The 13,014-nt window shown below is 48.0% G+C and carries 12 protein-coding genes; all 12 read right to left on the minus strand.

From position 1 onward, the window contains the following. Positions 1 to 25 precede the first annotated feature (25 nt). Positions 26 to 1,069 carry a flagellar motor switch protein FliG gene (gene fliG / locus AB8599_RS11570; RefSeq protein ID WP_407331072.1) on the minus strand — a complete coding sequence of 348 codons (1,044 nt, stop codon included), beginning with the start codon at positions 1,067 to 1,069 and terminating at the stop codon, positions 26 to 28. Next, complete coding sequence (gene fliF, locus AB8599_RS11575; protein ID WP_407331073.1) at positions 1,059 to 2,822, minus strand: flagellar basal-body MS-ring/collar protein FliF; 1,764 nt, start codon at positions 2,820 to 2,822, stop codon at positions 1,059 to 1,061. Before fliF ends, fliG begins: the two co-directional genes overlap by 11 nt. Before the next feature lie 15 nt (positions 2,823 to 2,837). After that, positions 2,838 to 3,149, minus strand: coding sequence for a flagellar hook-basal body complex protein FliE (gene fliE / locus AB8599_RS11580; RefSeq protein ID WP_407331074.1), 312 nt, complete (start codon positions 3,147 to 3,149; stop codon positions 2,838 to 2,840). A 126-nt stretch (positions 3,150 to 3,275) separates the two neighbouring features. Then, the gene (locus AB8599_RS11585; protein ID WP_407331075.1) at positions 3,276 to 4,685 is read right to left on the minus strand and encodes a sigma-54-dependent transcriptional regulator; all 1,410 of its coding nucleotides are present in this window, start codon (positions 4,683 to 4,685) and stop codon (positions 3,276 to 3,278) included. Continuing rightward, positions 4,682 to 5,731: a sensor histidine kinase gene (locus AB8599_RS11590; protein WP_407331076.1), complete on the minus strand. Its 1,050-nt coding sequence runs from the start codon at positions 5,729 to 5,731 to the stop codon at positions 4,682 to 4,684. Before AB8599_RS11590 ends, AB8599_RS11585 begins: the two co-directional genes overlap by 4 nt. Before the next feature lie 162 nt (positions 5,732 to 5,893). Continuing rightward, positions 5,894 to 7,372 carry a sigma-54 dependent transcriptional regulator gene (locus AB8599_RS11595; RefSeq protein ID WP_407331077.1) on the minus strand — a complete coding sequence of 493 codons (1,479 nt, stop codon included), beginning with the start codon at positions 7,370 to 7,372 and terminating at the stop codon, positions 5,894 to 5,896. A gap of 172 nt (positions 7,373 to 7,544) precedes the next feature. Further along, complete coding sequence (gene fliS / locus AB8599_RS11600; protein ID WP_407331078.1) at positions 7,545 to 7,949, minus strand: flagellar export chaperone FliS; 405 nt, start codon at positions 7,947 to 7,949, stop codon at positions 7,545 to 7,547. Between the two features lie 12 nt (positions 7,950 to 7,961). Beyond that, on the minus strand, positions 7,962 to 8,261 hold the full coding sequence (locus tag AB8599_RS11605; RefSeq protein WP_407331079.1) for a hypothetical protein: 300 nt from the start codon (positions 8,259 to 8,261) through the stop codon (positions 7,962 to 7,964). Positions 8,262 to 8,265: 4 nt separating this feature from the next. After that, positions 8,266 to 9,633: a flagellar filament capping protein FliD gene (gene fliD / locus AB8599_RS11610; RefSeq protein ID WP_407331080.1), complete on the minus strand. Its 1,368-nt coding sequence runs from the start codon at positions 9,631 to 9,633 to the stop codon at positions 8,266 to 8,268. Positions 9,634 to 9,649: 16 nt separating this feature from the next. Continuing rightward, positions 9,650 to 10,072 carry a flagellar protein FlaG gene (locus AB8599_RS11615; protein WP_407331081.1) on the minus strand — a complete coding sequence of 141 codons (423 nt, stop codon included), beginning with the start codon at positions 10,070 to 10,072 and terminating at the stop codon, positions 9,650 to 9,652. A 68-nt stretch (positions 10,073 to 10,140) separates the two neighbouring features. Then, positions 10,141 to 11,280: a flagellin gene (locus tag AB8599_RS11620; protein ID WP_407331082.1), complete on the minus strand. Its 1,140-nt coding sequence runs from the start codon at positions 11,278 to 11,280 to the stop codon at positions 10,141 to 10,143. 391 nt (positions 11,281 to 11,671) lie between these two features. Further along, positions 11,672 to 12,814 carry a flagellin gene (locus tag AB8599_RS11625; protein ID WP_407331083.1) on the minus strand — a complete coding sequence of 381 codons (1,143 nt, stop codon included), beginning with the start codon at positions 12,812 to 12,814 and terminating at the stop codon, positions 11,672 to 11,674. Positions 12,815 to 13,014: the final 200 nt, after the last annotated feature.

A 13,014-nucleotide genomic window follows, 5' to 3' on the forward strand; every position in this document is an offset into this window, starting at 1 on the left:
TGAGCACCTAACGGCATACACATCATTAAAGGAACTCGTCCGCACCGCCACCGCTCAGCATAATTTCGCCAGCATCGGCCAGTCGACGCGCCACAGAGAGGATTTCTTTCTGTGCCGCTTCCACATCGGAAACGCGAATAGGGCCCATGGCTTCCAAGTCATCTTGCAGCATTTCTGCAGCACGCTTGGACATGTTGGCAAAGATTTTTTCGCGCAACCCTTCTTCAGCGCCTTTAAGCGCTTTTTGCAGCGCTTCTTGAGGCACGTCTTTGAGAATCGCCTGAATACCACGGTCGTCGACGTCTGACAGGTTGTCGAATACGAACATGAGATCTTGAATCTGCGATGCCATTTCTTCGTCGTTCTGCCCGATTTGCTCCATCAACGCCGATTCCAGCGCGTTATCCATGTAGTTCATGATGTCTGCAGCGGCTTTCAAGCCACCAATTTTGGCGGCTTGCGCACCGGCTTGACCGGCAAACTGTTTCTCCATGATTTCATTCAACTCATGCAATGCTGCTGGCTGGACTTCTTCAAGGTTGGCAATACGCATCACAAGGTCAAGTGCATCACGTTCTGCAAATTGGGTAAGGATTTCCGCAGACTGCTCTGGTTCAAGGTATGAAAGCACGATGGTTTGGATTTGGGGGTGCTCGTTAAGAATAATGGTTGCCACTTGACGGGGATCCATCCATTTCAGCGAGTCCAGACCTTTAGAACCACTACCAAGCAGAATTTGATCCACCAGGTTATTGGCTTTGTCTTCACCCAACGCGGCAATCAGTGCATTACGCACAAAATCTTCGCTGCCCATACCAATAGCGGTAAAACGTTGAATATCTTCAAGGAAATTTCGGTGTACAGCTGCGACCATTTCTTGACTCAGATCTTTCATCTGCGTCATGGCGCCACCCACCTTTTGAACCTGCTTTGGTTCTAAGTGGCGAATAATGCTTGCGGCATCTTGCTCAGTGAGACTCAGCAATAAAATCGCAGCCTTATCAATTCCTGATAGCTGGGCAACATCAAATTCCTTACCCGCGCCCTTTTCGTCATCTTTAGGAGGCATTTTCACTCACCCAGCTTTTCACGACCTGCGCAGCAAGATCTGGTTCATTGGCAACCAATGCTCGTATCGCTTTGAGCAGGTCTTCGTCTTTATGCAAATCTGGTAAATTCAGGTTCGATGAACTCATCGCAAAGTTGCCTGAACCATCTAAATCTGCACCAATCAGGCCGATGTCGTCATCTGGACTCAATGGTAGGCCATCTGGCCCCAACATCTCGCCATTAGGCCCAAGCATGGAATCGTCGTCTTTGGCTGGGTTGATGAGCTTCGACAATGCAGGTCGAATAAGCACCAAGACCACCACAATAACCACCAGTGCAGCGGCCAACCAGCGCACCCAATCGTTGAAGTTCGGGTGTTCATAGATAGGTACGTCGCCAAGCGCTTCCACTTCGGGTATCGCAAACGGCACAGCGATGACGTCTAACACGTCACCACGCATTTCTGAGTAACCCACGCCACCAATCAGCAGTCGACGAATTTTTTCGAGTTCGGGCTCACCCACTGGCGTACGCGTAATTTCACCCGATTCAGCATTAATGCTTGAGATATAGTCCACCGCAACAGAGACGGTTTGCCTTGAGACTGTGCCTGTTTGTGCGCGGCGATGACTAATGGTGGTATCCAGTTCATAATTTCGCGTTGCTTCACGACTCAGCGAGCCTTTGTCACCTGCGCCGCCGTTTTTCAGATCATTCACATCTTCAGGGATAGCGGCATCTGCGGGCGGCTGATTGCTCAACGCACCGGGAATTCCAGCCACGTAATCGCTGTTGTTGTAATTTTCACGGGTGTATTCGCTTCGCGTAGACGAGGTAGCAGGGTCGAAGCGCTTACGTGTCTCTTCCACTGCGCTGAAGTCCATGGTCACGTCCACCTGCGAGGTGTAATTGCCCAAGCCAAGTACAGGGATCAAAATCGAGTCAATTTTTTCGCGCAGTGCTTGTTCTTGTTTGCGCTCTAGTTCGTATTCTTTTCGGCGCTGTGACGCTAAAGAACTCTCATTACCCGAACTCAGTAATCGACCATGTTGATCCGTCACTGTCACGCGAGAAGTTTTTAAACTTGGTACTGCTGACGCCACCATATCAACAATGGAGTCCACCTCTTCTTGCCCTAGCTGCGTCGTGCCGCGAACAGTCAGGAAAACTGTCGCTGACGCTTCCTGATTGTGACGTACAAACACACTTTGTTTTGGCATGGCCAGCAGAACACGCGCTTTGCTGACCGCGCGAATTTTTTCAATGGCGGCGGCAAGTTGACGTTCACGACTAAGCTTAAGACGCTCGCGCTCTAGTTGTTGTGAAACACCAAAGCCCATGTCTTGCATCAAAATGTCGTCACCCTCTTCACGGGCAGAATTAAGGCCAGCACGACTGAGGTTGAGTTTGATAGAGGAATATTCTTTGACCGGAACGCGAATGGTATTGCCTTCCAGTTGGTATTCGGTTTTTTGTTGGTCAAGATGATCCAAGATAGGGATCAACTCTTCGGTTTCGTATGAACCTAATGGGCGCATTTCTGGCTCTTGCACCCAGACAAACAGAAGTGCGAGCAGAGCTAGGCAGATCACCACAGAGGCAACCAAGATCAGCTGACGCGCAATGTCTATACCTCCCAGTGGACCACTGGATGGCGAAACATCGCGTTCCATTAAATCTGGATCGTTTAACGAGCCACCATCAGATGCCATTGGCAGTGCTGCTGCGCCATCTGATACGGCTAGTTGCGTGTTGTCACTATCATCCGCCACGGGTTACTTCCTACTTTAAACAGGCATGTTCATCAGTTCTTTATAAACTTCGACGAGTTTATTACGTGTTTGAACCGTTGCATCAAACGCCACACTGGATTTGTTTCGCGCTAACATCACATCGGCCAAGCTGACACTTCTGTCACCTTGGTCAAAACGCGTTGCCAACTCTCCTGACGATTTCTGTAATGTGTTCACATGATTGATTGCGGTAGACAATAATTCGCCAAAATCTTGTGAGACTTGCTGACCAGTAGCGGCACGACCCACGTTTTGTGCGTCCAATGCCATGGTTTGCATTTCGTGCTGCATCGGGTTGATTTTCATGGTCCATCCTCACTGTCAAAACTTTGGCAATCCGCGCCGTACAAGACATAACGGCTAATCTGACTAATATTTATGCAACTATCGAGCCAGAAATTATAACGTATTAACTCACTAAAAAGCAGTGCTTTACTGCGGAATGTCGATCCCCGCGTCTCGCATTTTGGCTAACTTGTAGCGTAACGTTCGAGGGCTTATCCCTAAACGCTCAGCGACATCTTTCCGGCGGCCTTCGCAAGCACGAATGGTGTCGAGGATAATGGCAAACTCTTGCTCTCTCAGTTCTCCGCCAAGGCTCTCACTTGCGGCGTTCGATATAGATTCAGTTTTGACAGGAATCGCCTGAGGTTGAATGCTTGGCTGAGCAATGTCTTTGGCCGCAACAAGCGATTGGAAACTGCCTGCATCCTGCCAATCAATACCTTCCAATAAAATGTCATTGGCTTCAATTCTGCCTTGCTGACAAAGGATCAACGCGCGTTGCATGACATTATCTAGCTCGCGAACATTGCCCGGCCAACGATAGACCACCAGTTTTTGAACCGCACAAGGCTCAAGATTTGGCGCCGGCTCACCCAATTTACTGCAGTGACGCTGAAGCAAGTGTTGAGCCAGAGGAAGAATGTCGCCAGTGCGTTCACAAAGTGGCAGCCAAGAAATTGGGAAAACATTGAGGCGGTAATATAAATCCTCACGGAAATTACCTTCTTCGACATACTGGCGAAGGTCTCGGTTACTGGTTGCTAATACGCGAACATCCAACTTGATGCTCTTCCGGCTACCCAATCGTTCGACTTCTCGTTCTTGCAGCACACGCAGCAGTTTAGCTTGCAATGACAAATCCATTTCGCTGATTTCATCCAGCAGAATCGTCCCGCCTTGCGCTTGCTCAAATTTCCCTGGGCACGCTTGAACAGCTCCGGTAAACGCGCCTTTTTCGTAACCAAACAAGGTCGCTTCCAGCATATTTTCAGGAATAGCCGCACAGTTAATGGCAACAAATGGGCCATCGGTGCGCAGTGATTGGCGATGGATATGACGCGCCATGACTTCTTTACCTGAACCACTTGGGCCCAAAATCATCACGTTGGCATCTGTCTTCGCGACTTTGTCTGCCAATGCGATGAGCGCCAAACTTTTGGGGTCGGCAACCACGGCATCAGTCGTATCCGTTTTCACTGGTGCATAGCGACTGACCATGTTGAGCAGCACTTCTGGTGCAAAGGGTTTTGCCATATAGTCAATGGCACCCTCTTTCATCGCGGCAACGGCGTCTTGAATATTGGCGTACGCCGTCATCAGCAACACAGGTAACTTAGGATGATGTAGCTTTAAGTTTCTTAGCAAACCCAACCCATCCATGCCTGCCATTTGCACATCAGATACCACGATATCTACGGATTCATGCTTTAACAGAAGCAGGGCTTGTTCAGCACTGTCCGCTTCTAGCCATTGGTAACCAGCAAGCGCCAGCGTATCGACCAAGGCTTCACGCAATCCTTCATCATCTTCAACGATAAGTACTTTGCTCTGATTCATTGTGCTTCTCCTGATACCTTTTGCTGCTCGATATCGCAGTGTTCTGCCAATGGCAGACAGAGTGTAAAACAGGCACCCTGACCCGGTTGAGATTGCAATGTCAGCCTGCCTTTGTGGGCATGACAGACCATTTGTACAACGGCGAGACCAAGGCCCGTGCCCTGCTGTCGCGTAGTGAAAAACGGTTCGAGTATTTTACTTTGGATCTCTTGGGCTATACCGGGGCCATTGTCGGCAACGGAAAGAAATATTTGCCCATTCATCTCTCGGGCATCAACCACAACCTTGCAACCCTTTCCAGCCACTTGGATGGCGTTAACCACAAGATTCGATAGCGCACTTGCCAACGCATTGACGTTGCCAAGTAACTGAAGTGATTCATCGTCACAGTTAATTTCAAAGTCGACATTTTGGTTGCTCACCAGTGCTTCGACCATGGGTTCAAATTCATTGAGCAGATGTTCGATAGAGAAGTTGTTAACCACTTTGTTGTCACCGCCTTTGGCAAATAACAGCATGTCGTTAACCTGCTTTTCGAGGTCATGTAGCCTATCCACCAGCTTCACTTGAAAGCGTTTTCGGGTAGGCTCATTGAGATTGGTCGCACCGAGGTTGGCCGCATAAAGTAATGCACTCGACAAAGGCGTTCTGACTTGGTGAGCCAATGAAGCCACCATTTTCCCTAACGACGATAGCCGTTGAAGATCGCTGAAACGTGATTGCAATAAACGGGTTTCAGTCATGTCAGTGATGAGTATCAACTGGCCAGATGCAGACGCAGATATCGCCAGTTTCACTCGACGTCCGTCACGAAGTGACACTTCATGTCCATCATCTTCTCGCGGTGAAAAAGCACGATTTATCACATCAACCCAGCGCTGTTGTTCAAGTGGCGCACCGAGCAGTCGATTCGCCTCTGGGTTCGCCTCAGCAACGCGACCAAAAGGATCGAGCAAAATGACCCCCGCAGGCATCACATCCAACACTTGTTTGTATCGAAGAACCTGCTGGTCAACGGTCCCTAATGGTGAGTTTTTGGCTTCCATGGTCTTATACTTTCAGCTCTATATTTCTGGCGCTGAACAGCAATAAGCAGATAATGTGCCAACAATTGAATGAATTAACTCAATGATTTGATTGGAATTTAAACAAAAAAGCGAAGTCATTTTTTTGACTTCGCTTTTAAAAGCATCTTATGTAGGAGGTTCTTAGCTGAGAATGTCTTCTTTGTTGAGGCTGTATTTACGCATTTTCTCAACCAGGGTTGTTCGGCGCATCCCCAGCATATCCGCAGCGCGTGCAACGATACCCATTTGGGCTTCTAGTGCTTGTCGGATCATGTCAACTTCGAGATCCGCCAACATCGCTTTCAAATCAACGCCTTCGGGTGGAAGGCCTGATACCGGTGAGTTTGCAAAACCAGGCATGTCTTCTTCAAGATCATCCATAGCAAACACTGCGTGAAGCGCATCACGTTCCAGTGTTTCGCAATCCTCTAAGTGAAGAAAGGGCTCAGGCTGGAACTCTGGAATATCGCTGTAACGATATTTCTTCGGCAAGCGGTTCACATCGACCATCTGCCCAGGATAAAGAATAACCATGCGTTCGATCAGGTTCGCCAATTCACGAACATTACCCGGCCAATCATGTTCGACTAATGACGAAACAGCACGAGGTGTCAAATGAACCTGATTGCCTCCTTCTGCTTCGAGTCTCGTCATGAGCTCTTGAATCAAAAGTGGTATGTCTTCAATTCGCTCTCTCAGCGCAGGCATCTCGATAGGAAACACGTTCAAACGATAGAACAGGTCTTCGCGGAATGTGCCTTCTTCAATCATGGTATCGAGATTGCGGTGGGTTGCAGCAACCACACGCACATTGGATTGAATAGTTTTATTGCCACCAACACGCTCAAAACAACGCTCTTGCAATACGCGCAGCAGTTTCACTTGCATAGGCTGAGGCATGTCACCAATTTCATCGAGAAACAAAGTGCCGCCTTCAGCGAGCTCGAAACGTCCTTTACGGGCCGAAATAGCACCGGTGAAGGCACCTTTCTCGTGACCAAACAATTCGCTTTCTAGCAACTCAGGCGGTATGGCGCCGCAGTTCACTGGGACAAATGGCCCTTTACCACGCGGAGAATGGTAGTGAATATTGCGGGCAACCACTTCTTTACCCGTGCCAGATTCACCCAGAATCAACACGCTTGCGTCAGTGCCAGCAACTTGCTCAATCAAATGGCGCACATCACTGATGGAAGCACTGCGTCCAACCATGCTACGAAATAGTGTGTTTTTTCGACTAAGTTGCGGGATGTTAAATGCCTGCTTGCCCAAAAACTCCTGACAATGTCTGAGTGCATCAGATAATTGCGGATAATTTAGCGGCAATTCCAATTCACCTACAAAATTAGGTAAACCAGATAATTCAGCTTTGTGTTTTGCAAGCGCAATAACCGGAATGTGGTTATTTATGGCCAGGTTATCCAGCACCTGGGATAAACGCTGAGGTGAGTGAATATTACCCAGAAAACAAACGCCCTCTGTTTGCTTCCAGTGCGAATCATTTAGCTCAGTGGTTGAACATAGCAGGTATTGCTCACCAATAAACTCCAAGATAACGCCTACATCGTGACGAAACTTTTCATCATCTTCGATTACAAGAATCTTCGTTAAACCTTGCATGTGTGAGATATATCTGCCCCAAAACCATCAATGTCGTCGACGCGCATAATACCGCCCACAACAGAATAATCCAGCTATTGTAGTTATTGCTTGGTATAAGGCAACAAGAGACACCATAAAGCTGTGACTCTTGTGCCAAGACAGATTAGATTGTAGTGAAAACGAGGCGTTTTTATGCGTCTGCTTGAGTGATATTGTGATATTCAGCGGGTATTTGATCCCACGCTGACTTAATTTCGCGCAAAATGTCGATCACGTCGTCGATCGGGGCATCAAGATTATCTCTGTTCGCTTCAGAGATTTGACGGATCATAAAATCATAAAGTGCATCAAGATTTGAGGCAATTTCACCGCCCTCATCCATTGAAAGACACGTTCTAAGGCTAATCACGATATCCAGCGCTTTACCTAGGCGCTCACCTTTTACGGCAATATCGCCCTGCTGCATGGCTGCTTTACCTTGGATTAGGCGTTCAATCGCACCAGCCATCAACATCTGGATCACCTTATGTGGCGATGCAGCGCTCAACTGACTGTCTATTGACACCTTTTTGTAGGCCTGAAGTGACCCTCTCATAACAATCCTCACCTACTCGAATTTTTTATAAAGTTGTACTGACTTACGCCCTTTTAAATAACGGCTAGCGTCGGCGGCAGCACTATCGCGATGTCTTTTTATTAAACTAAAAATGTGCTCGGTTCGGGAAATCGCTGCCGACCAAGCTTCTTTTTCTGGTGCATCCGGCAACGCCGTTATCTCTGCCAGACATTGCTTTCTTTCCTTCAATATCCGTGCCATTTCATCAGCTTCTACCTTCTCTTCAGAGAGAAGAGTCAGCAGGCGACTGTCTATGACTTCTAATTGCATTAACACCGTGGACGTCGTCACTTCTTTATCCTGGCATGATGTTCATCATAGCGGATAGCTGTGACTGCATCTCACCCATCGCATTGTCCATGGCAGAAAACTGACGCAAAGTGCGATCTTCTAACCCTTGCATACGACGATCTAGGGTTTCCTGTTCATCTTGCAAGCGTATTCTTTGATCACCAAGGCTACTTTCTCTGTTACGTATTGTTCCAGTGAAACCAGTGAACGATTGAACGGTCTCTTCCACTTTACGAGCAAAACCATCGTTCCCCCCGAAAAAGCCTTCAAGCGCGGAGAAGTTTCGTGTCAACTGTTTGTCGAGCATCGAATTGTTGATCTCTAGCCGCCCGTCCATCGTGGTTGAGAGCCCTAATTCACTCAGCGTTTTTAGCGAATCAGGTGCACCTTCGATCGGTGTTGAGAACAGCGAACGCATTTGATTCACGGCAGAACGAATCACGCTATCCCCCACTAACGGGCCACCTTGCTGAGTCTCTGGGTCGTACTTAGATAAAGCTTTCGTCACCTGATAGAAGGCGTTATAAGCATCAACAAACTCAGCCAACGATGCTTTTACTTTGTCACGGTCTTCATCCACCGTCACAGTCACAGGGCCATCTTCCGGTGTTGTGACTTTCGACACCTCAATATCAACGCCGCGAATAGCATCAGAAAAAGTATTGGTGTCACTGGAAACCAGTGCCAATCCATCAATCAAAATGCGCGCATCTTTCGCTGCTTGCATTTCATTCATGGCATTGTTTTGACTTGCTGGGTTAAACGCAAATGCTTGCAATGGACTCGCAATCGGTGCGGTCACCGACAGTGCAAGTTGGTTATCTGCACCGGTTTTATCACCACCTAGAATCAAACGCGCACCGCTATCATCATTAATGACAGAGGCTTTGATTCCTGGATTAGACGGGTGACTATTAATTGTGCGGACGATATCAAGCAATGAGCTCTTATCGGCCGCAATGTCTATGGTTGTGGCTCGGCCACCGAGGTTTAACGTGAGTTGCCCAGCACCAAAATCTGCTTTGGGATCCAAACCGTCAGATACCAGTTTATGAGATTGAGCCAATTGCTGAACATCAATGGAATAGGCGCCGGTAACGGCTTGGTGGTCGGCGGTAGCGGAGACGGCTTCTGCGTTGTCTGAAACCGTACTCCGCGCCGCAAAGGTATTGTCACGGCGAAAGTCATACATCAGATCTTTCATCGTATCGAGGGAAGTTTTGAGCCTACCGTATGCACTAATGTTAGTTTCAACATCGTTCATACTCTTAACGATACGCTCTTGTTTGGGCGCGCGTTCGGCATCAACAATTTTGCTGACCATGGAACTAATGTCCATTCCACTGCCAAGGCCTGTCGCGCTTAAACCCATACTTCACTCACCTCAGTTATACCTTTTCTGCAACTAGCCCCCTCGCATGAAGAGACAGTTGCTGTGCTAGCTCTAGCATTTCCTTCTCCGGAATCTGTCGAATAATATCGCCACTACTCATTTCATAAACAGTGATAATACTCTTGCCAGAATCGTCATCGAGTCGGAATGATAAGCCTTTGTTAAAGGTAGACACAAACTCATCTAGTCGCTCAACCAGCGTTTCAAGCTGTGCTTGCTGTACTTCGCGTGTGCGTTCAAATTTGTTAATTTGTTCTACACGACGTTGGGACAGCTTTTCAGCACTCTCTGCCATTTTTTGCTGGTTTGTGATTTCGGGTTTAGTCCCCCCCACAGATTCTTTACTGCTAGCAACTTTTGTGCCGGACTGTGGAGTCACATGAGACAGGGATGATGTCGAAACGGATGATATGTCCATCTTATTTCACCTCCTGTTAGCCATAGACGGCAAGTAGCACACTCACCGTCATTTCCGCTACGTCTCTATTATCCTAGCAGGCTCAGTGCAGCTGAAGGAGCCTGCTTCGCTTGTGCAAGTATAGACGTACCAGACTGCTGCAGGATCTGAGATTTCGTAAACTGCGTCGTCTCTTTGGCGAAGTCAACATCACGAATACGGCTGTTAGACGCACTCACGTTCTCGTTAACATTGTCCAAGTTAGCAATGGTGTGGCTCAAGCGGTTTTGCTTCGCACCCAGCTCTGCACGGTGTGAATCGATATACTGCATAGCGTTATCAACCAGACCGACTGCTTTTTGTGCGCCACCCACGGTGCTCACATCAACGTCTTTTACCGTTTCTGCCGTTTTGGTTGCACCAGCCATACCTAATGACGTAGCCAGTGAACCTGTAAAGGCAATGTCAGCACCTGATGCGGCAACCACTTGTAGCTCACCATTTTCAGACACCGAAGCAGAAATTTTGCTGTCTGCTTGACCGTTAATGTAAGTCGCGATCTCTTCAACGTCATCGCCATCTTTTGCTGAGATAGAAATGGTTGAAGTTGTGCCATCTGCATTCGTGATGGCCATGTTCAACGAAGAACCACCTGTTGCTGTCCATGCAGCCATATCAACACTTGCAGCAACGGTTGCTTTGAAGGTGCTACCACCCATCATTGCTTCGTCAGCTCGGGTGTTTTTGAACTCCATCATGACAGCTTCACCCGCATCCGCACCCACTTGGAATGCTTTGGTGCCGAATGTGCCATTCAACAGTTTCGCACCACCAAAAGAGGTTGTTTCTGCGATACGGTTGATTTCATCTTGCAGTGCAACAACTTCTTCTTGAATCGCTTTACGCTCTTCAGAGCCGTTGGCACCGTTAGCTGATTGCAGTGACAGATCACGCATACGCTGCAGGATGTTGGTGGTTTCTTCCATCGCACCTTCAGCAGTTTGTGACATTGAAATGCCGTCGTTGGCGTTGCGCACTGCAACATCCAAACCGCGGCTCTGTGAAATCAAGCGGTTAGAGATTTGCAGGCCGGCTGCATCGTCTTTCGCGCTGTTGATACGGAAACCTGAAGACAGGCGTTCCATTGAAGCATTCAGCGAGTCAGTTGAATTATTCAAGTAGCGCTGAGCGGTCATTGCGGGCACGTTAGTGTTTACTGTAATAGCCATAACTATTCTCCTTCGGTACTAAGTCCGGCTTCCGCCCAGCAATCCAGGGAAAACCAGTTCTAAATCTCTCACACCCTATGTAACGGCACATTAAGAAAAACCTTTACACCTTTTTTCCTAATATTTTTACACCCCATGTTTCTTGGTACTGCTTGGGATTTTCCGTTGAATCATAGTGCTATGAGTGTTTTCGCCCTAGGCGAGAAAAACTTTAGGGATGATTTTGAAATTTTCGTTATAACCAAAGTGGCATATAAGACAAACGCAGGCAGGAAGAGCGATACAGAGGAGATTTGCAAATATTTAAAACCAAGAGATTTGAGCAGATACAAAGTGACAGGCACAAAAAAAGCGGCAATTGATTGCCGCTTTTTCGCTAAATTTGAACCTGCTACTGAAGCAAGTTAAGTGCCGCTTGTGGCAACTGCTTAGCCTGAGCAAGGATAGACGTACTTGCTTGCTGCAGGATTTGGCCTTTCGTGAGCTCCGTGGTTTCCTTAGCAAAGTCTGTATCGCGAATACGGCTGTTAGATGCAGACACGTTTTCTTGGATGTTCGACAAGTTACTAATGGTGTGGCTCAAACGGTTCTGCTTCGCACCCAAATCGGCACGCTGGCTGTCTATATACTGCATAGCAGAGTCGATAATACCCACAGACATCTGAGCGCCACCGACATCACTGACATCAATGTCTTGCGTCGTGATAGCTGCGCCAGGTCCAGTCAGAAGACCTAATGATGTCGCTAGCGCACCACCAAAGGTGACATTGCCTTGCAACTTCTCTTCCGCAACAAAGATTTGCAATTGACCATCGTCATCAACAGACGCCGTGACCATTTCATCGGATTGACCGTTAATAAAGGTAGCGACTTCTTCGATATCATCACCCGCTTTAGTATCAATCGTCAGGTTAATGGTGTTGCCCGATTTCGTGGTAAAGGCCATGGTGAGGGTTGCCGCTGCGGCAGACACTTCCCAACCCGCTGATTTACCAGAGGTGCCTACGAACTCAGTGCCGCCCATGCGATAATCATCGGCACGGATGCTAGAAAGCCCCATGATAATGGCTTCACCGGAGTCTGAGCCAATTTGGAAAGACGCTTCGCCAAACGAGCCATTAAGTAGGCGACGACCACCAAATGCTGTGGTTTCAGCAATACGGTTCAATTCATCTTGTAGTGCCGCGACTTCTTCTTGTATTGCAATTCGTTCTGAGCCACCATTCGCGCCGTTTGCGGATTGCAGTGACAAGTCACGCATACGTTGCAGAATATTGGTCGATTCCTGCATTGCACCTTCTGCCGTCTGCGCGATAGAAATGCCATCGTTAGCGTTTCGCATTGCGACGTCTAAGCCACGGGTTTGGGCAATGAGTCGGTTTGAGATCTGCAGACCAGCAGCATCATCTTTTGCGCTGTTGATTCGACTACCAGACGACAAGCGTTCCATCGACGTATTCAGATCATTCGTCGATTTGTTCAGGTAACGCTGCGCAGTCATCGCAGACACGTTGGTGTTAACTGTTACACCCATTTTGCTCTCCTTTGACTTTCGCGTATTTTTGCGAAACAGCCTACCCGCGACAAATAAATCCGATTGCTTAGCGGGACCAGCCTTCAGTTCGTTATTAGGGACGCATCAACCAATGTGATACTTTCTTGCTCAACCTAATACAAATAGTGTGCCAATTTTAAAAAGCCTTATTATTCAACATCATAAACAAAATCACCGGT

Source organism: Enterovibrio litoreus, assembly GCF_045679545.1.
Classification (GTDB): Bacteria; Pseudomonadota; Gammaproteobacteria; order Enterobacterales; family Vibrionaceae; genus Enterovibrio.